This is a genomic window from Acidovorax sp. LjRoot194 (assembly GCF_964253015.1).
Classification (GTDB): domain Bacteria; phylum Pseudomonadota; class Gammaproteobacteria; order Burkholderiales; family Burkholderiaceae_C; genus Acidovorax.
This window is the reverse complement of sequence record NZ_CAXUQB020000001.1, coordinates 931,968-955,262: the sequence shown is the minus strand read 5'-3', so window position 1 is coordinate 955,262 and position 23,295 is coordinate 931,968. Positions and strand designations below refer to the sequence as shown.

The window sequence follows — 23,295 nt, the reverse complement described above, 5'->3', positions numbered from 1 at the left end:
AGGCCCACGCAGACCAGGATGGACACACCGCATGTCCAAGGCCCTGCGCGTTGCCCCCGTCCGATCTGCGTCAGTCCTCTTCGGGAGAGCCCGTGTGCAATTCGTGCAACTGTTGATCAGTGGTATCTCCCAGGGGTGCATCTACGGGCTGATCGCGCTGGGCTTCGTGCTGATCTACAAGGCCACCGAAACCGTGAGCTTCGCGCAGGGCGAACTCATGATGCTGGGCGCGTTCTGCGGACTGGCGCTCATGACGGTGCTGGGCTTTCCGTTCTGGGTGGCGGTGATCGCGAGCATCCTGGCCATGGGCCTTTTCGGCACCGTACTCGAGCGCGCCGTCATCCGCCCCATCCTCGGCCAGCCCGCGTTCTCCATCGTCATGCTCACCATCGGCATCGGCTACGTTCTGCGCGGCCTGGTGACGATGATCCCCAACATCGGCACCGAGACCCACACGCTGCCCGTGCCCTACAAGGACATGTCCCTGCGGGTGGGGGCGCTGGTGCTCAACGCCGAGCAACTGGTGGTGATCGGCGCCACCGCCGTGCTGTGCCTGCTGCTGTTCGCGATGTTCCGCTACAGCAAGCTGGGCATCGCCATGCAGGCCTCGTCGCAGAACCAGCTGGCGGCCTACTACATGGGCATCCCCGTGCAGCGGCTCAACGGCCTGGCCTGGGGCCTGGCCGCCGCCGTGGCCGCGGTGGCGGGGCTGCTGCTCGCGCCCATCACCTTCGTGCACGCCAACATGGGGATGATCGGCCTCAAGGCCTTTCCGGCGGCCGTGGTGGGCGGCTTCGGCAGCCTGCCGGGCGCCATCGTGGGCGGGCTGGTCATCGGAATCGTCGAATCGCTCTCGGGCTTCTACCTGCCCGACGGCTTCAAGGACACGGCCGCGTACATCGTGGTGCTGATCATGCTGATGGTCAAACCCAACGGTCTGTTCGGCGAAAAATTGAGAAAGAAAGTCTGACCCCATGCGCTTTCTTTTCAAGACCTCGTACGAACAACACCTGCGCCTGGCCAAGCATGGCGGGCATGTCTTCTGGTACAGCCTGCTGGCCATGGCGCTGGTCGCAGCCCCCTGGGTGGCGCCCGAGTACTGGCTGGCGCAGCTCACCTTCGTGCTGATCTACGCCATCGTGGGACTGGGGCTCATGCTGCTGGCGGGCTTTACGGGGCTGTTCTCGCTGGGGCATGCGGCATTCCTCGGCGTGGGGGCGTACACGCAGGCGGTGCTCACGGGCATGGGTTGGCCGTTCGCGCTGTCGCTGGCCTGCGCGGCGGGGCTGTCGGCTGCGGTGGGCGTGGTGGTGGGCCTGCCCGCGCTGCGCGTGAAGGGCATCTACCTGGGCATGGCCACGCTGTCGTTCGGGTTCATCGTCGAAGAGGTCTTCGCGCGGTGGGAATCGGTGACGGGCGGCAACTCCGGCAAGCACCTGGTGCCGCCCGAGATCTGGGGCTTCAAGTTCGAATCCACCGAATCGTTTTACTTCTTGTGCCTGGTGATTGCCGTGGTCAGCACGCTGGCCATTCTGAACCTGCTGCGGTCCTCCACGGGCCGGGCCTTTGTCGCGATTCGCGATTCGGAGATATCGGCACAAAGCATGGGCATCCACCTGGCGCTACAAGACGCTGTCGTTCTCCATCTCGGCGGCCCTCGCCGGCATCGGCGGTGCGCTGTATGCGCACAAGCTGCAGTTCATCTCGCCGGACCAGTTCAACATCCTGCAGTCCATCGACCTGCTGCTGATGATCGTGATCGGCGGGCTGGGGTCGGTGCATGGCGCGTTCCTCGGGGCCATCTTCCTCATCACCATGCCCCAGATGATTTCGCTCAGCAAGGACTGGCTGCCCGCCGCCATCGGCCAGGCGCCTGGGCTCCAGGCCGTGGTTTATGGCGCGGTGCTGATCGCGTTCGTGCTGTTCGAGCCCATGGGCCTGTATGGCCGCTGGCTCAAGGTGCGCACCTGGCTGCAGATGTTCCCGTTCTACCGCAGGGGGATGTTCAAGCGGCAGAAGTCCTTCCAAAAATCGGACAGGCTGAAATGAACGACGACATCCTGCTCACCGCCCAGAACCTCAGCGTGCGCTTTGGCGGCGTGCTGGCGGTCAACAACGTGAGCTTCGACGTGCGCCGGGGCGAGGTGTTCACCCTCATCGGCCCCAACGGTGCAGGCAAGACCACGGTGTTCAACCTCATCAGCCGCATCTACACGCCCACCACCGGCACCATCGCGTACGCCGGCCCGGGCGGCGCCATGCTGCCGCTAACCGACCAGGCGCCGCACAAAGTAGCGGGCCTGGGGATTGCCCGCACCTTCCAGAACATCGAACTCTTCGAGCATGCGAGCGTGCTGCACAACCTGCTGATCGGCCGCCACACGCGCCGCGAGACCGGCGTGTGGGCAGAGATGTTCTTCACCCGCAAGGTGCGCGACGCCGAGGTGCGCGCCCGTGAGAAAGCCGAGCAGGTCATCGACTTTCTCGACCTGCAGCACTACCGCGACACGCTGGTGGCCGGCCTGCCGTACGGCGTGCGCAAGGTGGTGGAGCTGGCGCGCGCGCTGTGCACCGAGCCCCAGCTGCTGCTGCTCGACGAGCCCTCGTCGGGCCTGAACGTGGAGGAGACCGACGACATGGCTTTCTGGATCCAGGACATCCAGCACGAGCTTGGCATCACCGTGCTGATGGTGGAACACGACATGTCGCTGGTCTCCAAGGTGTCCGACCGCGTGCTGGCCATGAACCAGGGCGAAGTGGTGGCCATGGGCACGCCGCGCGAGGTGCAGTCGCACCCCGGCGTCATCGAGGCCTACCTGGGCACCATCGACGACGTGAGCAACCTGCGCCGGCCGGCGGGCTCCAGCCAGGGGGTGCGGGCATGAGCGCCGTTCTCGCCGTCGACAACGCTGGCGCCGCGGCCATGGCCGACCCACAACCCCTGCTTAAATTGCAGAACGTCGAGAGTGCCTACGGCCCCATCAAGGCCATCCGGGGCGTGAGCCTGCAGGTGCGGCGCGGCGAGATCGCGGCCGTGCTGGGCAGCAACGGCGCGGGCAAGACCACCATCTTGAAGACCATCAGCGGCATCATCGACCCGCGCAAAGGCACCATCGAATTCCAGGGCCAGGACATCACGGCGCGCGACCCCGCGGCCATCGTGCGCCGGGGCCTCATGCACGTGCCCGAAGGGCGTGAGGTGTTTGCACTGCTGTCAGTGCGCGACAACCTGCTCATGGGCGCCTACACCCGCAGCGACACCGATGCCGTCGCGCGCGACATCGAAACGGTGTACGGCTACTTCCCCATCCTCAAGGAGCGCGCGGCGCAGGACGCGGGCCTGCTGTCGGGCGGGCAGCAGCAGATGCTGGCCATCTCGCGCGCGCTCATGGCCAACCCCGAACTCATCCTGCTCGACGAGCCCAGCCTGGGCCTGTCGCCCAAGCTCACCAAGGAAATCTTCGAGATCGTGGTGCGCATCAACCGCGAGCGCGGCACCACCATCTTGCTGGTGGAGCAGAACGCGAACATGGCGCTCAACGCATCGGACTACGGCTACGTGCTGGAAAACGGCCGCATCGTGATGGAAGACAGCTGCGAACGCCTGCGCGAGAAGGACGACATCAAGGAGTTCTACCTGGGCATGAAGGACGAAGGCGTGCGCGGCGAGCGGCGGTGGAAGAAGAAGAAAACATGGCGGTGAGGACTACATGAGCAATCTCTGGGACCTCGATCACATCCAGCCCGCCGGCACCGACGTGCTGGCCGGCAGCACCATCTCCGCCATGTTCTGGAACGCGGTGGCATTGCGCGGGCCCAACGTGTGGATGCGGCAAAAGGAGCTGGGCATCTGGAAGAGCTGGACCTGGGACCAGACTGCCGAGGCCGTGCGCGAGATCGCGGGCGGGCTCATGGCGCTGGGCTTTGCGCGCGGCGACTGTGCGTCCATCCTGTCGAACACCAACATCGAATGGGTGCTGGCCGACCTGGCGGTGCTCAGCTGCGGCGGCGTCTCCAACGGCATCTACCCCACCGACGCCGCGGCCCAGGTGCACTACCTGAGCGAAGACTCGGCCACCACCGTGCTGTTCGTGGAAAACGACGAGCAGCTCGACAAGGCACTGGAAGTGCGCGGCCGCCTGCCGCTGCTGCGCAGGATCGTCGTGTTCGACATGGAAGGCCTGCGCGGGCTGCAGGACCCTGGCGTCATTAGCCTGCAGGCGCTGCGCGACATGGGCCGCGCCTGGAACCAGCAGAACCCCGACGCACTCATGCGGCGCGTGCAGGCCTGCCAGCCCGAGGACGTGGCCATCCTCGTCTACACCTCGGGCACCACCGGCAAGCCCAAAGGCGCGATGCACACGCACGCCGCACTGGCCTACACCGTGCGCGGCTACAACACGCTGATCTCGCGCACCGACCAGGATGAGGCCATGTGCTTTCTGCCGCTGTGCCACATTGCCGAGCGCATGGGGGGCGAGTACTTCTCGCTGTACACCGGCTCACGCCTGAACTTCGTCGAGAACCCCGACACCGTGCCCGAGAACGTGCGCGAGATCGCGCCCACCGTGTTCACCGCCGTGCCGCGGGTGTGGGAGAAGTTCTACTCGGGCGTGATGATCGCGCTCAAGGAATCCACTGCGCTGCAGCAGGCGGCCTATGCGTGGTCCATCGGCGTGGGCACGCGCATTGCCGACCTGGTGCTGGCCGGCCAGCCCGTGGGCGGGCTGCTGAAGGCGCAGTTCCAGCTGGCGCGCTGGCTGGCGCTGAACAACGTGCGCAAGCTCATCGGCATCCACCGCGCGCGTTTTCTGGTCACGGGCGCGGCCCCCATCTCGCCCGAACTGGTGAAGTGGTACCTCGCCCTGGGCGTGCCCATGCTGGAGGTATGGGGCATGACGGAGACCTGCGGCGCGGCCACCGGCGTGCCCGCCAGCCGCATCAAGCCCGGCTCCATCGGCCCTGCGGCGGCCTACAACGAGGTGCGCATCGACCCCGCCACCGGCGAGATCCTGGTGCGCGGCCCCAACGTGTTCAAGGGCTACCTCAATCTGCCCGAGAAGACGGCCGAGACCATCGACGCCGACGGCTGGCTGCACACGGGCGATGTGGGCACCATCGATGCCGACGGCTACCTGCGCATCACAGACCGCATGAAGGACATCATCATCACGGCCGGCGGCAAGAACATCACGCCGAGCGAGCTGGAGAACGAGCTCAAGTTCAGCCCCTACGTGACGGACGCAGTGGTCATCGGCGACAAGCTGCCCTACCTCACCGTGATCATCATGATCGACCAGGAGAACGTGGAGAAGTTTGCGCAGGACAACGACGTGCCGTTCTCCAACTACGCCAGCCTGACGCGTGCGCGCGAGGTGCAGGACCTGATCCAGGCCGAAATCGACCGCGTGAACACGCAGTTCGCCCGCGTGGAGCAGATCAAGAAGTTCTTCCTCCTCGACACCCAGCTCACGGCCGAGGACGAAGAACTAACGCCCACCATGAAGCTCAAGCGCAAGCTGGTGCAGCAGAAGTACGCGGCGCAGATCGAGGCGATGTACCGGTAGGGGCGGCCTTCGACAAGCTCAGGCTGAACGGGTGGGGGTTGGTGGGTTGGTGGATTGAGGGTTTGTGGATTGAACCCCAAAGCCGTGCAATCACCCCCTACCGTTCGGGCTGAGCCTGTCGAAGCCAGGGCGCACCGCCACCCAGGCCCGCCCCAGATAGGGAAAGTGCTGGTGCCCCACCCCGGGCATCGTTCTATAACGAGCGATCGTGTTCGATCCAACCGAAGGAGACGTGCCATGAAACTTCATCCCATCGCAGCCCTGGCTGCCATGGCCCTGGCTGCAGGCGCCGCGCATGCACAGGCCACCCAGGGCGTGAGCAAGGACACCATCACGCTGGGCTCTATCCAGGATCTGTCGGGCCCGCTGGCGGGCTTTGGCAAGCAGGTGCGGCTGGGCATGATGCTGCGCGTGGACGAGGCCAACGAGCAAGGCGGCGTGAACGGCCGCAAGCTCGACCTCAAGGTGGAGGACTCGGGCTACGACCCCAAGAAAGCCGTGCTGGCCGCGCAAAAGCTTGTCAACCAGGACAAGATCTTCATGATGATCGCGCACATCGGCACCGCGCAGAACCTCGCCGCCATGCCGGTGCAGTTCAGCAAGAACGTGATCAACTTCTTCCCCGTAACGGCCGCGCGCGAAATGTACGAGCCCTTCCACAAGCTCAAGTACTCGTTCGCCGCCACCTACTACGACCAGATCCGCCTGGCCGCCCCCAAGCTCATCAAGGAGAAAGACGCCAAGAAGGTCTGCACCATCTACCAGGACGATGAGTTCGGCCTGGAGGTGATGCGCGGCGGCGAGGCGGCGCTCAAGTCCATCGGCATGGAATTCGCAGAGAAGACCTCGTACAAGCGCGGCGCCACCGACTTCTCGTCCCAGGTCGCCAAGATGAAGTCCTCGGGCTGCGACTTCGTGATCCTGGGCACCATCATCCGCGAGACCATCGGCACCATTGGCGAGTCGCGCAAGACGGGCTTCAACCCCACATTCCTCGGATCGAGCGCCGCCTACACCGACCTCATCCACAAGCTGGGCGGCAAGCCCATGGACGGGCTGTACGCCACCATGACGGTGCAGCACCCCTACCTGGATGAAGCCAGCCAGCCCATCCGCTTCTGGGCCAACAAGTACAAGACCAAGTTCAACGAAGACCCCACCGTGTTCTCGGTCTACGGCTACGGCGCGGTGGACGCGTTCATCAAGGCCGCGCAAAAGGCGGGGACGGGCCTTACCACCGACAGCTTCATCAAAGCCATGGACACCATGGTCATCCCGCCCGACATGTTCGGCAGCGCCCAGGCCACCTACGGCCCGCAAAAGCGCCTGGGCAGCGACCTGTCGCGCCTGTCGCAGATCACCGACGGCAAGTGGAAGGTGGTGTCGGACTACGTGAAGTAGCCGCGCCCTGCTGCGCCCCCAAAGCCGCCGTGGGCGGCTTTTTCATTGGGGGGTGCGTCCGGGCCTGGACAGTGGCAGAATTTAACCAAGCAGTAACTTTGCAAAAATAGGATCGCCGCCATGATCGACCGCACCCTCTTCCAGAGCGACCACCTGGCCTTTGCCGACAGCTTCCGCCGCTTCATCGACAAGGAAGTGGTGCCCCAGCACGCCGCCTGGGAAGACCAGGGCTACGTGGCGCGCGAGGTGTGGAGCCAGGCGGGCGCCAACGGCTTTCTGTGCATGAGCCTGCCCGAGGAATACGGCGGCGCCGGGGCCGACAAGCTCTATTCGGTGGCGCAGATGGAAGAGCTGGCGCGCGCCGGCACCACCGGCATCGGCTTCGGGCTGCACAGCGAGATCGTCGCGCCGTACATCCTGCACTACGGCACCGAAGCGCAAAAGCGCCGTTACCTGCCGCCAATGGCCAGCGGAGCGGTGGTGGGCGCCATCGCCATGAGCGAGCCCGCCGCCGGCAGCGACCTGCAGGGCATCAAGACCACGGCGCTGAAGAGTGCCGACGGATCGCACTATGTGCTCAACGGCAGCAAGACCTTCATCACCAACGGCTGGCACGCCGACCTGGTGATCGTGGTCGCCAAGACCGACCCGGCGGCCGGGGCCAAGGGCACCAGCCTCTTCCTGGTGGAGCGCGGCATGCCCGGCTTTGAAAAAGGCCAGCGCCTCAAGAAGATGGGCATGAAGGCGCAGGACACCTCCGAGCTGTTCTTCACCGACGTGAAGGTGCCCGCCGACAACCTGCTGGGCGGCCCCGCCATGGAAGGCCGTGGCTTCATCTGCCTGATGGAGCAGTTGCCCTGGGAGCGCCTGCAGATCGCCATCACCGCCGTGTCCGCCGCGCAGGCCGCCATCGACTGGACAGTGGACTATGTGAAGGACCGCAAGGTCTTCGGCCAGAGCGTGGCCTCATTCCAGAACACCCGCCACACCCTGGCCGAGCTGCAGACCCAGGTGCAGGTGGCGCGCGTGTTCGTCGACAAATGCTGCGAGCTGATCACGCGCGATCAACTCGACACCCAGACCGCCAGCATGGCCAAGTACTGGACCACCGACCTGCAGTGCAAGGTGATGGACGAGTGCGTGCAGCTCTTCGGCGGCTACGGCTATATGTGGGAATACCCCATCACCCGCGCCTATGCCGATGCGCGCGTGCAGCGCATCTACGGCGGCACCAACGAGATCATGAAAGAGGTGATTGCGCGTGCGATGGGCCTGGGCAAGTAACACAACGCGCAAGACAACGTGAACCCGCCCCGTACCCACCTTGGCTCCCTCGGCCTCGCGTTCAGCCATCCCCTGCCGTTCAAGCTGAACTTGTCGACACCCCGCGCGGCGCATCGACAAGCTCAGCGTGATCGGCTTCTATGGTGGGAAGGCCAATGGGTATCCGCGGGCGCCGAACGCCTCTACAGGTACCAGGCGGCGCGGGCTTCTTCAGGGCTGAGCGGCGCGCCGGGGCGGCGGTCGGTGACATTCACCCAGGACCGGACGCCCTGGCTGCCACTGAGGGCCCGCATCAGCAGCAAACCCGCGCCGATGCCGCGAATGGCCGCCGCGCCGGGACTGGGCGCCATGAAGGCCGCCACCGCCAGAGCGCTGGAGGCCGCCAGCGCCACATGGTGCTCCAGCGCAAAACCTTCACGCGTGTCGTCGTATTCCACAGCGCCACGGACCATGCGCTGCAAGGCAGAGGATGTATTTCGTTTCATAGCCAAAATTGAGAAAGCAACGACCGAAAGATAGTGCAAAAACCGCCGCACCGGCGTCAGAGAGCGTGCTGTCGTGGTGTGAGCCACCAATCACCGCGCCTTGCCGCGGGCAAGGTCAGCTTTGCCAGCGTGCGCGCCTTCACCGAACCATGTCAGAGACCACCGGAGACCATTCATGACCGAAGCCTATGTATTCGATGCGCTGCGCACCCCGCGCGGCAAGGGCAAGAAGGACGGCACCCTGCACGAGGTCAAGCCCATCGACCTGCTCACCGGCTTGCTGATCGAGCTGCAGGCGCGCCACCGCTTCGACACGGCCGCGGTGGACGACGTGGTCATGGGCATCGTCTCGCCCGTGGGCGAGCAGGGCTCGGTGCTGCCCAAGGTGGCCGCGCTCAAGGCCGGGTGGGACTTTCGCTGTGCGGGCGTGCAGGTCAACCGCTTTTGCGCATCGGGCCTCGAAGCCGTGAACCTGGCCGCGCAAAAGGTGCGCAGCGGCTGGGAGGACCTGGTGGTGGCCGGCGGCGTGGAGAGCATGAGCCGCGTGCCCATCGGCTCCGACGGCGGCGCCTGGGCGCAAGACCCTGCCACCAATTCGGAGACGCTGTTCGTGCCCCAGGGCATCGGCGCCGACCTGATCGCCACGCTGGACGGCTACACCCGCGCCGACGTGGACGCCTTCGCGCTCGAATCGCAGCGGCGCGCCACCGCGGCGCGCGCCGCTGGCTATTTCAAGCATTCCGTCGTGCCCGTGCGCGACTTCATCGGCCAGACCATCCTGGCGGAAGACGAATTCATCAAGCCCAAGACAACCCTCGAAGGCCTGGGCGCGCTCAAGGCCTCGTTCGAGCAACTGGGCGGCATGGGCTTCGACGCCGTGGCGCTGCAGCGCTACCCGCAGGTGGAACGCATCCACCACGTGCACCACGCGGGCAACTCGTCGGGCATCGTGGACGGCGCCGCCGCCGTGCTGATCGGCAACGAGGCCGCCGCCAAGGCCCATGGCCTCACTCCGCGCGCACGCATCGTCGCCACGGCGCTCAGCGGCGCCGACCCCACCATCATGCTCACCGGCCCCGTGCCCGCCGCCAGGAAGGCGCTGGCCCGTGCGGGCATGACCATCGACCAGATCGATTTGTTCGAAGTCAACGAGGCGTTTGCCGCCGTGCCCATGCGCTTCATGCGCGAACTGGGCGTGCCGCACGACAAAGTCAACGTGAACGGCGGCGCCATCGCCATGGGCCACCCGCTGGGCGCCACGGGCGCGATGATCCTCGGCACCCTGATTGACGAACTGCACCGCCGGGGCCAGCGCTATGGCCTGGCCACACTGTGTGTGGGCGGCGGCATGGGCATTGCCACCATCGTTGAACGCATTTGATTGACGGGCAGGAGACAAGAACATCATGCAAACCATCCGCTACGAACTCATCCCCGCCCAGGGCACCGAAGGCCAGGTCGCCGTCATCACATTCGACGAAGCCAACTCCCCCGTCAACACCATGTGCCGCCAGTGGCAGCAAGAGCTGGGCGAGGTCACCGCCCAGGTGGTGGCAGACCGCGAGCGCCTGGGCGCCGCGCTCAAGGGCATCGTCCTTGCATCCGCCAAGACCAGCTTCTTTGCGGGCGCCGATCTGAAAGCCACCATGCGCCTGACACCCGCCGACGCGCCTGCCGCGTTCAGCGAGATCGAGCGCATGAAGGCGCACTTTCGCACGCTCGAAACCCTGGGCATCCCGGTGGTTGCCTGCCTCAACGGCGCCGCGCTGGGCGGCGGATGGGAAGTGGCCCTGGTCGCCCACTACCGCATCGCCGTGGCCGACCCCAAGATCCAGTTCGGCCTGCCCGAGGTCACGCTGGGCCTGATGCCCGGCGCCACCGGCGTGACCAAGATGACGCGCCTGCTGGGCCTGATGGGCGCGCAGCCCTATGTGCTGGAAGGCAAGCTCTTCAACCCCGCCGAGGCGCTGGACCTGCAGCTGGTGCACGAGCTGGTGGCCACTCGTGAGCAACTGCTGCCCGCCGCCCTGGCCCACATCGCCACCCACCCGCACGCCGTGCAGCCGTGGGACGACAAGAACTATCGTGTGCCCGGCGGCACGCCCGCCAACCCCAAGATCGCCAGCGCCCTGACGGTGGCGCCCGCCATGCTCAAGAAGACCACGCGTGGCCGCTACCCCGCGCCCGAGGCGGCCCTCGCCGCCATGGTCGAAGGCGCGATGGTGGACTACGACACCGCCCTGCGCATCGAAAGCCGCTACCTCGCCCGCCTGATGACCGGCCCCGTGGCGCGCAACATGATCAACACGTTCTTCTTCGACATGAACGCGATCAAGAGCGGCAAGTCGCGCCCTGGCTCAGCCCCGCGCTACAAGCCGCAAAAGGTCGGCATCCTGGGCGCCGGCATGATGGGCGCCGGCATCGCCTGGGCCCAGGCCAGCCGAGGCATCACCACCGTGCTCAAGGACGTGAGCGCGGAAAAGGCCGAGGCCGGCAAGGCCTACAGCGCCAAGCTCGCACAAGCCCGCGTGGACAAGGGCCGCATGACGGCCGAGGCGCAGCAAGCGCTGCTCTCGCGCATCACGCCCACCGCCAGCGCAGCCGACTTGGCGGGTTGCGACCTCATCATCGAAGCCGTGTTCGAAAGCCGCGACCTCAAGGCCCAGGTCACGCGCGAGGCCGAGCCGCAACTCGCGCCCGGCGGGTTCTTTGCCAGCAATACCTCCACCCTGCCCATCAGCGGCCTGGCCACGGCCAGCAGCCGGCCCGAGAAATTTGTCGGCATCCATTTCTTCAGCCCCGTGGACAAGATGAAGCTGGTGGAGATCATCCGAGGCAAACAGACCGACGACGAGACCGTGGCCCGCGCCTTCGACTACGTGCAGACCCTGGGCAAGGTGCCCATCGTGGTCAACGACGCGCGCGGCTTCTACACCAGCCGCACCTTCGGCACCTACGTGATGGAAGGCGCCGCCATGCTGGGCGAAGGCATCCCCGCCGCCGCGATTGAAAACGCCGCCCTGCAGGCCGGCCTGCCCGTGGGCCCGCTGGCCGTGCTGGACGAAACCGCGCTGACCTTGAGCGTGCACGTGCTGGACCAGACTCGCGCCGACTACGCGGCGGAAGGCAAGACCTACACCCCCACGCCCGGCGAGCTGCTGGTGGAGCGCATGGTCAAAGAGCTGAAGCGTCCTGGCCGTGCGGGTGGCGGCGGTTTTTACAACTACCCCGCAGGCGGCAAGAAGCACCTGTGGCCGGAGCTGAAACCTCTGTTCGAAAAGCCCGACGTGGCATGGAGCGTGCAGGAAATCCAGGACCGGCTGCTCTATCGCCAGGCCATCGAGACCGCGCGCTGCCTGGCCGAGGGGGTGCTGGCCAGCGTGCATGACGCGAACATCGGGTCGATCTTTGGGATCGGGTTTCCGGCGTGGACGGGGGGTGCGATGCAGTTCGTTTACGGCACGGGAATGGAGGCGTTCCTGAAGCGGGCGGATGAGCTGGCGGCGACGTACGGGGCGGGGTTCGCTGTGGAAGCAAAAGCCCGAGATGCCCTTCGAGACTTTCAGCCCACCTATTGATCGACCTTGTTTCATTCGAACCGGATAGCTGAAGGCACTCGCTTCTGGCACACCAAACGCATCACCGACCAGCTGCCCTATCCGCTGGTTCGGTGTTGTGGTGAACATCCACCACAGCCCTGCTCTGCTCTGCTCTGCGCTGCTCTGCGCTGCGCTGCGCAGTGCGAGAAGCACCACATCTTTCAGCGTGAAGCGTCCGCCGCCATGGAGCTTACCGCGCCACCATCCGCAACCCCAGCGCAATGAACACCGTGCCCGCCAGCCGGTCCAGCCATACACCCACCCGCGGCTTGCGGTGGATCCACCCACCGACCCTGCCTGAGAAGTAGCCCAGCAACCCGAACAGCACCGCCGCCTGGGCCGTGAACAGCAGCCCCAGCAAGCCCAGCTGCAGCTCCATGCCGCCGCGCGATGCATCCACGAACTGCGGCAGAAACGACAGGAAGAACAGCACGACCTTGGGGTTGATGGCGTTGGCTATCAGGCCCTTGGAGAAGGTGCGGCCGAGCGATTCAGCAGCGGTTTGGCTGCTGGAGCTGCCATGGGCGCCTTCGATGCGCACAGCGCCTGCATGGCGCAGGGCCTGGGTGCCAAGCCAGATCAGGTAGGCACCACCCGCCCACTTGAGCGCCGTGAAGGCCACTGGCGATGCGGCCAGGATAGCGCCTACGCCAATGACGGCCAGCACGGTATGGCTGAAGCAACCCAATGCGCAACCCAGGCCAAACACGATGCCAGCGCGGCGGCCTTTGGACATGCCGGCGCTGAGCACCATGAGGTTGTCGGGGCCGGGCGTGGCTGTGAGCATGACGGCGGTGAGAAGAAACGCGATGGCCTGGGCGGTGGTCAACATGGTGGTGGCTGCCTGGCTTTTTTTGGCTGGCCGCCCCTGGCTGGCCGGGGCAGACGGTGACAGTGATGGGGATGGTGGTGTGCTGAGGCTTGCCCTGAATGTCCAAGGCATCGCAGCAAACCGAATACTATCCAATCAATAGCATTCGTTCCTTTGCAAACCAGCGGCAGAGGCCTGAAAAGATGGAAGCTGGGCCTGCCAACGCCCGCCGCTTGGGCTGCAGGTCCAGATGCCAGGCTGCTTCCGGGGGCCGAAGGACCCGCAGCCCCGCCGACCACCACCCGTGGCTGTATCGGAGCCGGGCGGATGCCCCGTCCGGCAGATACGGGCCCGGCCAGCTCGCCGCCATCAATCCACGATGAGTTTGTTGTTGTTCAGCAGCTGGGTAATGATCTGCTGGTCGGTGGTGGCGCCGGAGTAGAGAGACTGCAGGTCGACCCCCGAAAGAACGATCTGCTGGGTTTCGGTGGCGCTGGTATAGGCGGCCCCAACGAAGTGGGAATCCGCAGCAAACCCACCCGTGTGGCTGATGTGGATGATGGTGTTGCCCCCCGATATCTCGAAGTGCACATAGTCCGCCAAGTTGCCCGCGCCGTTGGATGGACCCACGTGCTCCCCCTGCAGCAGGTCGCGCAGGTCCAGCACGTCGCCCCCCGCGGTATTGCTGCCCGCTGCCGCCGTTTCGAAGTTCTGGATGGTGTCCACCGCAGGAGTCCCGGCAGCGCCCTGGTCGCCCAGGCTCCAGACAAACACGTCCACGAAGTTTTCACCGGCATCGCCGCCGATCAAGGTGTCGTTGCCGGGACCGCCCGAGATCACGTCGGCACCGCTGCCGGCGTTGATGGTGTCGTTGCCGCTGCCGCCGTAGAGCATGTCGGACCCGCTCCCGGCAGAGAGGTTGTCATCACCGTCACCACCGTGGACGATGTTGTTGCCATTGGCGGCATTGATGGTGTTGTCGCCATTTCCACCTTGGATGAATTCGTTGGCAGAGCTGCCGGTGTAGCTGCCACTCGCTGTCGTGGTGATGTCCACCGTTGTGTAGGCCGCCTTGAGCGTCACCACACTGCTCACGCTCGCAGTGACGCCACCGTTGGTTTCCGTGGATGTGACCTGTACGGTCAGGTGGGTTGCGTTGGTCGTGTAGCTGCCAGGAAGATTCAGCATCAGGTTGGGCAGGTCCGCCTCGGCAAGCTGCCACACGCCGCCACCCAGGTTGGCGCCCGCATTGAACGAGACACCCGTGGGCACGTTGCTCACCCTGATCGACAGGCTCTCGGAGCCATCCGTGTCCACCAGTATTGTGGTGATAGGGAACCTGGCGCTGGTTCCACCAGTGCCGTGCGCATTGACCACCAGGGACTTCAAAACCACCAACGAAGGCGTGGTGGCCGAGCCGACGGTCACATTGACCGTGGCCGTGCTGCTGGCGCGGGAGGGATCCTCTATGGTGTAGGTGAAGCTGGCGGCACCTTCGAAGCCGCTGGCTGGCGTAAAGATGACATTGTTGCCGATGCGGCTGACCGTGCCGTTCACTGCCGCCTGTACCGACACCAGGGTCAGCACGTCTCCATTGGCATCGGTGTCGTTGGCCAGCAACGTGGACACGGGAATGGAAATGGCCGTGTCCATGCGCGTGAGGGCCGTGTCGTTGGCAGCGACCGGCGCCTGATTCACGGTGGGATTCACAGTCACCGTGACGGTGCCGGTCGCCGTGTGGCCATGCCCATCGTCGACGGTGTAGGTGAAGGTGTCCGTACCGGTGAACCCGGCGTTGGGGGTGTAGATGGGGTTGCCTGTAACGGCATCGATCACCACCGAGCCATTGGCGCCCTGAGTCACGCCAACAACCGTGAGCGAATCGCCATCGGGGTCCGTGTCGTTGCCGCGCACGGCAATGACTACAGAGCTGTCTTCATCCACTGTCGCCACATCGTTGTTGGCCACGGGCGCGCCATTGGCCGGCGCATTGACCGTGACCGTGACGGTTGCGGTGGATGTGGCGCCCTTGCCGTCGCTGATGGTGTAGGTGAAGCTGTCACTGCCGGCAAACCCTGCGTTGGGTGTGTAGATGGGGTTGTTCGTGACGGCATCGATCACCACCGAGCCGTGAGCGCCCGGCGTCACACTGGCAACCGTGAGGGGGTCACCGTCGGCATCGGTGTCGTTGCCGCGCACAGAGACGGTCACAGGGGTGTTTGCATTGGTGGAGACTGCGTCGTTCACCGCCACGGGCGCACGGTTCACGGTGATGCTGAGCGTGCTCGATGCGCCCGTGTGCACGGTGTAGGTCACTACCAGCGGACTGGCGCCAGTGAACGGCGAGGCCGCCACAAAGGTGTAGTCGCCGTTGCGCTGCATGGTCAACGTGCCCAGCCCTGCCGCCGTGGCCGGCGTGCCGGCCGCGTACCGCGTGCCCTGGTAAGTGAAGCTGGCCAGCACCAGCGGGCCATCAGGGTCCAGGTCATTGAGCAGCACATTGCCCGTGGCCTGCGCTGCCGCCACCGCCGACACGGTATCGGCCAGCAAGGTGCTGGACTGATGGCCCTGCGCCGCGGTGGCCGCAGCAGCACACAGTGCCGCCACATCGACCCAGCACGCGCCGCCTGCAGGCAGTGCAGTGCCAACGGCACAGACGGTGCCCGGGCGGGCCGGGGTCACTGGCAGGGGCGACGGAATGCCCAGCGGAAAGCAGGTGCTCCAGCTCGGCTGCGTGATGCTGGTGATGCGCAAGCCGGACGCTGTCCGGTTGGTGTAGACCACCGGCAGGAATCCCGAAGGATCGCCACCGGGTGTGGTGCCCGTGGCCTGCACGGGAATCGTGAGCGTTTCTCCACCCGCCTGGTGGAAGGCAGCCTGCAGCTCCTGCAACTGGGCCTGCACAGCGTCACCCCACACCACCAAGGCGCCCAGCACCGTGGCCACGGCTCCCAGCGCCACGCTGCGCAAGGTGGCGGAGGACACGAGGCCTTTCGTGCGCACCATCCAGCCCATGCAGGCCACCATGGCCACCGCCAGCAGCAGCAAGGCGCCAGGGTGGTCGACGGGTATCGCTGCGGCTGCGAGCGCGCCTGCCGTAATCGTCTGCGCCTGCGCCGCCGGTATTGCGGCCACCAGCAGCATTGCAGCCGCCATGCGCCGCAGTGCACTGCGTGCACCGAGAGGGTCAGCGAAAAATGGGGCGCAATACCAGGGGCGCAACATCGATAGTCCTTCGTTGTTGGAAGAATGAAAGCTCATGGGGGGTTGCCTGTCGGGCATGCCTGCACAAGGCCTGCGGCAGGCCGCCTGGAGGGATGGCGCCGGCACTCTACCCTGTAAAAGCAGGTAAGCCATCATAGAAAATTGCAACAGACCCACGGAGCACAAGACTTACTCCAACGCCGTGGGGGAGGCGCACGTACGCAAACTGCCTGCCAAAGCCGCGCAACAGGCGGGCAATGCGTGGCCTACGCTACGCGCCAGCCAAACCCAACACCCCCCGCGCCTCCTGCGGCGACGCCACCTCCCGCCCCGCATTGCGCGCGTACTGCGCCAGCTTCTCGATCAACGGCCCGTTCGAATCCGCCTTGGTCCCATCCGGCAGATAGAACGTGTCCTCCAGCCCCGTGCGCAAATGCCCGCCCAGCTCGGCCACGCGCTGGTGCACGGGCCATATCTCAGCGCGGCCGATGACGGTGGCCTGCCAGGGGGCGTCCTTGATCTTGAGCTTGAGCAAGATGGGCAGCAGGTCCGGGTCCGCGGGCATGCCGGACTCGACACCCATCACAAAGTTGTATTCGGGCAGCCGCGCGGTGTACATGCCGGTCTGCACATACATCTCCACGCAGCGCACGATGCCCACGTCGAAGCATTCGAACTCGGGCAACGTGCCGGTTTCCAGCATCACGTCGATGAAGTCCTTGACCTTGGCGGGCTGGTTGTCGAACAGCATGGGCGGCCAGGCCCAGGTGCCGTTGCTGCGCACCTTCAGGTAGTTGAGCGAGCCGGCGTTGCACGCGGCCATCTCGGGGCGGGTGGCGCGCAGGCAATCCAGCGGGCCCTGGTAGTGGGGGCCGACCACGCCGGTGGTCTGGTTGATGATCAAACCGGGGCAGGCCTCGCGCATGGCCTGCACGCAGTCGCGCGCGACCTGCGGGTCCCAGCTGGGCAGGTGGCCCTTGCCGGGCTCCTGGTTGCGAAAGTGCACGTGGACCACGGCGGCGCCTGCGTCGCAGGCGCGGCGGGCTTCCTTCGCCAACTGCTCGGGCGTGACGGGCACATGGTGCTGGCCGGGGTCGGTCAGCACGCCGGTGATGGCGCAGGTGATGATGGCTTTGTGGCTGGTTGCATGACTGGTCATGTGCGTCTCCGAATGGCGTTACTGCTCTTGCTTCGCAACACCCCGACCGTTCGGCCTGAGCCTGTCGAAGGCGGGTGCCCTGGCTTCGACAGGCTCAGCCCGAACGGTTGATGGTTGGCGTGCCATGGCTTCGACAAGCTCAGCCTGAACGGTCTGGGGCAGCGGAGACCTGGCTTCGACGGGCTCAGCCCGAACGGTGGGAACAAGGGTGGGCGTTTGGTCACGGGCAACGCTTCCATTCAAATACCCAACTGCTTGGCAGCCAGGTCTTCCATGATTTCTTCCGCACCGCCACCGATCATCATGACCTTGACCTCGCGGTAGATGCGTTCGCTGACGGTGCCGCGCATGAAGCCCATGCCGCCCAGGATCTGCACGGCCTGGTCGGCGCAGAACTGCAGGGTCTGGGTGGCGTGGTTCTTGAGCAGGCACACGTTCGCCACCCACTCGGTACCGGTGTGGCCCGCATCGGCCTGCGCAGCCACGGACTCGCACCATGCGGCCGTGGACTGGATGCGCATCTGCATGTCCACCAGCTTGTGGCGGATGACCTGGTGCTCCACCAGCGCGGCACCGAAGGTCTTGCGCTGGCGGGACCAGGCCAGCGCTTCGTCGTAGCAGGCCTCGGCAAAGCCCAGGGCCGACACGGCCAAGCCGAAGCGCTCGCCGTTGAAGTTGGACATGATGATCCGAAAACCCGCACCCTCTTCGCCCAGCAGGTAGCGCGCCGGCACGCGCACGTTGTCAAAGCGCAGGTGCGCGGTGTCGGAGCAGAGCCAGCCCATCTTGTCCAGGCGCGTGCGCGAAAGGCCCGCGCTGTGGCCGGGGATGAGCAGCATGGAGATGCCCGCGCTGCCCTTGCCGCCGCCGGGCCGCCCCAAGGCGGCAAGCGCCCCCTCGGGGGGCAGCGACCCCTGCAAAGCAGGGGAGCGTGGGGGCTCATGGTCTCTGCCGGCATCCCCGGTCCTCACGGCCACGGTGATCCAGTCCGCACGCATGCCCGACGTGATGAACACCTTCTCGCCATCGACGACGTAGTCATTCCCCTCGCGCCGCGCGGTGGTCCTGAGCTGTGCCACGTCCGACCCGCCACCGGGCTCGGTGATCGCCAGCGCGGCGATCTGCTCGCCCGCCAGCACGAGCGGGATGACCTCGGCGCGCACCGCGTCGCTGCCGTGGGCCAGCACGGGCGGCAGGCCGATGTTGTGCGACAGCAGGCTGGCCAGCACGCCGCCGCTGGCACCGTGGCGGCTGAGCGCGCGCCACAGCGGCAGGCGCAAGGCGTAGCTGGCAGGCGTGCCGCCGTACTGCTCGGGGTAGCCCAGGCCCAGCAAGCCCAGGTCCGCTGCGCGGCGGTACAGGCTGCGAGGGAATTCACCGGCCGCGTCCCAGGCGCCCACGTGCGGGGCGATCTCGGCGCGGGCAAAACGGGTGACGGTGTCGGTGAGTGCGTTGCGGTCTTCGTCGCTCTCCGACGTCGTGTGCGTCGGGGCCGTCATGCGGGACCTCCTGGCAGGGCGGGAGCAAAGCGCACCAGCACCTGGCCGGGCGCCACCTGCTGGCCCGGCGCGACCAGCAACTCGGCCACGGTGGCGGCCACGGGGCAGGCCAGGCTGTGTTCGAGCTTCATGGACTCGATGACCACCACGGTGTCGCCCGCCGCCAGCGCCTGGCCCGCGGCCACCGGCAGCGCGACCACCTTGCCGTTGAAGGGCGCGCGCAGCTCGGTGGCGCCACCGGCGGCGCCCGCGCGGGCTGCCGGCTCCCAGGATGCGTCTTCCACCCAGCCATCCACGCCACCGGTCTGCCAGTGCCAGCGCAGCCGGCCCACGGGCACGGCGTGCACCGTGTGGTCGGCCACCGGCGCATCGCCGCCCTGGCCGGTGGCACGCACCGCACCGCCGGGCTGCGGGGTCAGTTGCACCGTGGTGGTGGTCGTGATGGCTTCCATCAACCCTGGCGAGGCGCTGGCAGGCTGGGCGCGCTCCACCTGCAGCCGCCCGGCTCCCAGTTCGCGCACCGACAGCGGCAGCACTGTGCCCTGGTGGCGCAGGCGCAGCGGGCGCGCCAATGAGCACGGCAGGCTGGCGGAGGCTGGTGTGGGTGAATTTGAAGCAAAAATGGCCGCTACCGCGCAAGGGACCAGCGCCAACAGCTCCTCTTTTAATAGCAGATCCTGCAGACCCGCTGCATGCTCTGCCAGAAACGGCACCAGCGCCTGCCCGCCCCGGAACGCCGGGTGCTGCAGGCACGCCGCCAGGAATGCGCGGTTGGTGGGCAGACCCAGCACGCGGGTGGCGTTGAGCGCGCGCACCAGCGCGTCGATGGCCTCGGCCCGCGTGGGCGCATGCACGATGAGCTTGCCCAGCATGGCGTCGTAGTGGGGCGAGACCTCGGCGCCCTCCTCCAGCGCGTGGTCAAACCGCAGCGCACCCGGCGCAGCGCGTTCAAAGGCCGTGGCCGCGGGCGCTCTGAAGTGCAGCACGCTGCCGGTGTGCGGCCGAAAGTGCGCGTCTTCGGCACACAGGCGCACCTCGATGGCGTGGCCTTGCAGATCGACCTGCGACTGCGTGATGGGCAGCGGCTCGCCGCACGCGATGCGGATTTGCCACTCCACCAGGTCCAGGCCGGTGAGGGCTTCGGTCACCGGGTGCTCCACCTGCAGGCGGGTGTTCATCTCCATCAAGAAGAATGGCGCCCCTGCGCTCCCCGGGGACGGGGCCCCGGCTGTTGCGGGGCGTGGGTCTTTCGCGGCTTGGGACGTTGCAGCGTCGTCCCCATCGTTGCCATCCAGCAAGAACTCCACCGTGCCCGCGCCCACATAGCCGGCAGCCTGCGCCAGGGCCACGGCGCAGGCGCCCATGCGCTCGCGCAGCGCGGCGCCTACCGCTGGGCTGGGAGACTCTTCGATGATCTTCTGGTGGCGGCGCTGCACCGAGCAATCGCGCTCGCCCAGGTGGATGCACGCGCCGTGGGCATCGGCAAAAATTTGCACCTCCACATGGCGGGGCTGCAGCAGCGCACGCTCGATCAGCAGGTCGCCACAGCCAAAGCCCGCCAGCGCTTCGGACCGGGCGCTGGCCAGTGCGGCGGGCAGTTGCGCTACATCGGTGACCAGCCGCATGCCGCGCCCTCCCCCACCCGCCACGGCCTTGACCATGGCGGGGTAGCCGATGCGCGCGGCCTCTTGCACAAAACGTTCATCACTCTGGTCGCCTCCCGCGTAGCCCGGCAGGCAAGGCACCCCGTGCACCGCCGCCAGCGCCTTGGCACCGGCCTTGCTGCCCAGCGCCCGGATGGCCGCGGCGGGCGGGCCGATCCAGATCAGGCCGGCATCGACCACGACCTGGGCGAAGTCGGCGTTCTCGCTGAGAAAGCCGTAGCCGGGGTGCACCGCATCGGCACCGGTGGCACGGGCAGCGGCCAGTAGCTTGTCGGTGCGCAGGTAGGTGTCGGCACTGGATGCGCCGCCCAGGGCGACGGCCTGGGTGGCTTCGCGCACATGCAGGGCGTTGGCGTCGGGGTCGGAGTAGACGGCCACCGTTGCGATGCCCATGCGGTGGGCGGTGTGAATCACCCGGCGAGCGATTTCGCCGCGATTGGCGATCAGTATCTTTTTCATAAGCTGTGCCCTCGCGGCTCCATCGCCCGCCTGCACGCTTCGCGTGCGCGGGCAATTTGCTTCGCCATGCCTGCGGCATGAACGCCGCGATTGGCGATCAGTATCTTTTTCATGGCTTCGCACTCCAAGGCGGCGTCTTGCGCGCGGCAAATGCAGCCAGCCCTTGCGATGCCTCAGGCCCACGCAGCGCTTGCGCAAAAGCCAAGGCCGCGTCATCCAGCAGCGCGAGCAATGGCGTCTCGGGCTGGGCCAGCAACAAACGTTTGGTGGCGGCCACGGCCTGCGGCGCTGCGGCGGCGTGGCGTGCGATGGCAGCTTGCACAGCGGCCTCCATGCCACCAGCGACCACCTCATCCACCAGCCCCGCACGTTGAGCCGTCGCGGCATCCCAGCGCACGCCTGTCAACAAACACCCCCGCGCTGCCGCTGGGCCCAGGCGCCGCACCACAAACGGTGCGATCTGCGCAGGCACGATGCCCAGCGTGACCTCGGGCGTGGCGAACTGCGCGCCGCTGTGTGCCAGCACGCGGTCGGCACAGCACACAAGCCCAAAGCCGCCGCCCATCGCGGCGCCCTCCACCACCACGATGAACCACTGCGGCAACGCACACAGCGCCTGCAGCAGCGTGCCAAAGCGGCGGTTCAGCGGCACCAGCGGGTCAGCCTCGCCCGCAGCCAGGGGCTGTCCAATGGTCTTGGCAAAGCCACCCAGGCTACCCCCCGCGCAGAAGTGCCCACCGGCACCCCGCAACACCAGGCCGCGCAGGTCGGTATCGGCCGCCGCCCGCTCACAGGCGGCTATCAAACCATCAACCATCGCCTCCGACAGCGCATTGCGGCTGGCCGGGTCATTGAGCGTCCAGGTTTCCACACAGCCGCTAGCCAGCGGCGCGCGGTCGATCAACAGCGAATCGGCCATGTCAGTGCGCAGGCCGCTTGGCGATGCCCATGAGCTTGGCGAGGATGCCCAGCATCACCTCGTCCGCACCGCCGCCAATGGACGCCAGCCGCCCGTCGCGGTACATGCGCGAGACCTTGTTCTCCAGCGTGTAGCCCATGCCGCCCCAGAACTGCAGGCAGGTGTCGGGCACCTCGCGGTTCAGGCGGCCGGCCTTGAGCTTGGCCATGCTGGCCAGCTCCAGCACGTCCTGCCCGTTCACGTACAGGTCGCAGGCGCGGTAGGTCAGTGCGCGCAGCGCCTCGACCTCGGTCTTGAGTTCGGCCAGCTTGAATTGCACCCACTGCTGGTCGGCCAGCGTGCTGCCAAACAGTTTGCGCTCCTGTGCGTAGTCGATGGTCCACTGGATGCAGTGGTTCAGCGATTCGAGCGTGCTGGCGGCGCACCACAGGCGCTCTTCCTGGAACTGCTGCATCTGGTAGATGAAGCCCTGCCCTTCCGCGCCGATGCGGTAGCGCTGCGGTACGCGCACCTCGTCGAAGTAGATGAGCCCGGTGTCGCTGCTGTGCATGCCGATCTTGCGGATCTTCTGCGCCACCTCGACGCCCTGGGTCAACCGGCCGCCGGGGCCATCGCGCAGGGGCACCATGACCAGGCTCTTGTTCTTGTGAGGACTGCCGCCCGTCACGCTCTGGCCGTCGCCCGTGTTCACCAGCATGCACATCCAGTCGGCCTGCAGGCTGTTGGTGATCCACATCTTCTGCCCGGTGATCACGTAGTCGTCACCATCCTTGCGCGCCACGCTTTTGATGCCCGACACGTCGCTGCCCGCCGCCGGCTCGCTCACGCCGATGCAGCCCACCATGTCGCCCGCGATGGCCGGGGCCAGAAACTGGCGCTTGAGCTCTTCGCTGCCGTAGCGCGCGAGCGCCGGGGTGCACATGTCTGTCTGCACACCAATGGCCATGGGCACGCCGCCGCAATGGATGTGGCCTAGCGTCTCGGCCATGGCCAGGCTGTACGAGTAGTCCAGACCCGCGCCGCCGTATTCCTCGGGCTTGCACAGGCCCAGCAGACCCAGGTGGCCCATCTTCTTGAAGACCTCGTGCGCGGGGAAGATCTCGGCCGCCTCCCACTCGTCCACATGGGGGTTGATCTCTTCATCGATGAAGCGCTTCAAGGTCTTCTGGATCTCGCGGTGCTCGTGCGTGAACTGCATGGTGCCTGTCTCCTGCGGTTATGTGTTGTGCCTGCGAACCTCGACC

The 23,295-nt window shown here is 66.5% G+C and carries 16 protein-coding genes and 1 pseudogene; 9 read left to right on the top strand and 8 right to left on the bottom strand.

The window, feature by feature from the left end; all coding sequences use genetic code 11:
* Window positions 1-94 precede the first annotated feature (94 nt).
* From ACSQ3N_RS04430 to ACSQ3N_RS04400, 7 genes and pseudogenes are all read left to right on the top strand, one after another.
* Window positions 95-970: a branched-chain amino acid ABC transporter permease gene (locus tag ACSQ3N_RS04430; protein ID WP_436145692.1), complete on the top strand. Its 876-nt coding sequence runs from the start codon at window positions 95-97 to the stop codon at window positions 968-970.
* A gap of 4 nt (window positions 971-974) precedes the next feature.
* Window positions 975-2,049: pseudogene (locus tag ACSQ3N_RS04425) on the top strand (branched-chain amino acid ABC transporter permease).
* A complete protein-coding gene (locus ACSQ3N_RS04420; RefSeq protein ID WP_436145691.1) occupies window positions 2,046-2,885 on the top strand; it encodes an ABC transporter ATP-binding protein in 840 nt (279 codons plus the stop codon). The pseudogene ACSQ3N_RS04425 and the gene ACSQ3N_RS04420 overlap by 4 nt, the downstream one beginning before the upstream one ends.
* Window positions 2,882-3,703 (top strand): ABC transporter ATP-binding protein, encoded by an 822-nt coding sequence (locus ACSQ3N_RS04415; RefSeq protein WP_436145690.1) that lies wholly within the window; start codon window positions 2,882-2,884, stop codon window positions 3,701-3,703. The genes ACSQ3N_RS04420 and ACSQ3N_RS04415 overlap by 4 nt, the downstream gene beginning before the upstream one ends.
* Window positions 3,704-3,710: 7 nt before the next feature.
* On the top strand, window positions 3,711-5,567 hold the full coding sequence (locus ACSQ3N_RS04410; RefSeq protein ID WP_436145689.1) for an AMP-dependent synthetase/ligase: 1,857 nt from the start codon (window positions 3,711-3,713) through the stop codon (window positions 5,565-5,567).
* A gap of 237 nt (window positions 5,568-5,804) precedes the next feature.
* Window positions 5,805-6,968: an ABC transporter substrate-binding protein gene (locus tag ACSQ3N_RS04405; RefSeq protein WP_436145688.1), complete on the top strand. Its 1,164-nt coding sequence runs from the start codon at window positions 5,805-5,807 to the stop codon at window positions 6,966-6,968.
* Between the two features lie 120 nt (window positions 6,969-7,088).
* The gene (locus ACSQ3N_RS04400) at window positions 7,089-8,252 is read left to right on the top strand and encodes an acyl-CoA dehydrogenase family protein (protein ID WP_436145687.1); all 1,164 of its coding nucleotides are present in this window, start codon (window positions 7,089-7,091) and stop codon (window positions 8,250-8,252) included.
* Between the two features lie 182 nt (window positions 8,253-8,434).
* Here the strand turns inward: ACSQ3N_RS04400 and ACSQ3N_RS04395 are convergent, their stop codons facing one another.
* Entirely contained in the window at window positions 8,435-8,737 is a 303-nt protein-coding gene (locus ACSQ3N_RS04395; protein ID WP_235507267.1) for a hypothetical protein, read from the bottom strand.
* A gap of 175 nt (window positions 8,738-8,912) precedes the next feature.
* Between ACSQ3N_RS04395 and ACSQ3N_RS04390 the strand changes: the two genes are divergently transcribed.
* Both ACSQ3N_RS04390 and ACSQ3N_RS04385 read left to right on the top strand, forming a co-directional pair.
* Window positions 8,913-10,118 carry an acetyl-CoA C-acetyltransferase gene (locus ACSQ3N_RS04390; RefSeq protein WP_436145686.1) on the top strand — a complete coding sequence of 402 codons (1,206 nt, stop codon included), beginning with the start codon at window positions 8,913-8,915 and terminating at the stop codon, window positions 10,116-10,118.
* A gap of 25 nt (window positions 10,119-10,143) precedes the next feature.
* The gene (locus ACSQ3N_RS04385; protein WP_436145685.1) at window positions 10,144-12,315 is read left to right on the top strand and encodes a 3-hydroxyacyl-CoA dehydrogenase NAD-binding domain-containing protein; all 2,172 of its coding nucleotides are present in this window, start codon (window positions 10,144-10,146) and stop codon (window positions 12,313-12,315) included.
* Window positions 12,316-12,526: 211 nt separating this feature from the next.
* On the opposite strand, the gene ACSQ3N_RS04380 is transcribed toward ACSQ3N_RS04385, so the two are convergent.
* The 7 genes from ACSQ3N_RS04380 to ACSQ3N_RS04350 all read right to left on the bottom strand — a co-directional run bounded on the left by ACSQ3N_RS04380 (window position 12,527) and on the right by ACSQ3N_RS04350 (window position 23,249).
* Window positions 12,527-13,168 carry a LysE family translocator gene (locus tag ACSQ3N_RS04380; RefSeq protein ID WP_436145684.1) on the bottom strand — a complete coding sequence of 214 codons (642 nt, stop codon included), beginning with the start codon at window positions 13,166-13,168 and terminating at the stop codon, window positions 12,527-12,529.
* Between the two features lie 348 nt (window positions 13,169-13,516).
* On the bottom strand, window positions 13,517-16,303 hold the full coding sequence (locus tag ACSQ3N_RS04375; RefSeq protein ID WP_436145683.1) for a midcut-by-XrtH protein: 2,787 nt from the start codon (window positions 16,301-16,303) through the stop codon (window positions 13,517-13,519).
* Window positions 16,304-16,622: 319 nt separating this feature from the next.
* Complete coding sequence (locus ACSQ3N_RS04370; RefSeq protein WP_436145682.1) at window positions 16,623-17,510, bottom strand: 3-keto-5-aminohexanoate cleavage protein; 888 nt, start codon at window positions 17,508-17,510, stop codon at window positions 16,623-16,625.
* Between the two features lie 239 nt (window positions 17,511-17,749).
* Complete coding sequence (locus ACSQ3N_RS04365; RefSeq protein WP_436145681.1) at window positions 17,750-19,009, bottom strand: acyl-CoA dehydrogenase family protein; 1,260 nt, start codon at window positions 19,007-19,009, stop codon at window positions 17,750-17,752.
* Window positions 19,006-21,132: an acetyl/propionyl/methylcrotonyl-CoA carboxylase subunit alpha gene (locus ACSQ3N_RS04360; RefSeq protein ID WP_436145680.1), complete on the bottom strand. Its 2,127-nt coding sequence runs from the start codon at window positions 21,130-21,132 to the stop codon at window positions 19,006-19,008. Before ACSQ3N_RS04360 ends, ACSQ3N_RS04365 begins: the two co-directional genes overlap by 4 nt.
* A 109-nt stretch (window positions 21,133-21,241) precedes the next feature.
* A complete protein-coding gene (locus ACSQ3N_RS04355; protein ID WP_436145679.1) occupies window positions 21,242-22,051 on the bottom strand; it encodes an enoyl-CoA hydratase/isomerase family protein in 810 nt (269 codons plus the stop codon).
* A 1-nt stretch (window position 22,052) separates the two neighbouring features.
* Complete coding sequence (locus ACSQ3N_RS04350) at window positions 22,053-23,249, bottom strand: acyl-CoA dehydrogenase family protein (RefSeq protein ID WP_436145678.1); 1,197 nt, start codon at window positions 23,247-23,249, stop codon at window positions 22,053-22,055.
* Window positions 23,250-23,295 lie beyond the last annotated feature (46 nt).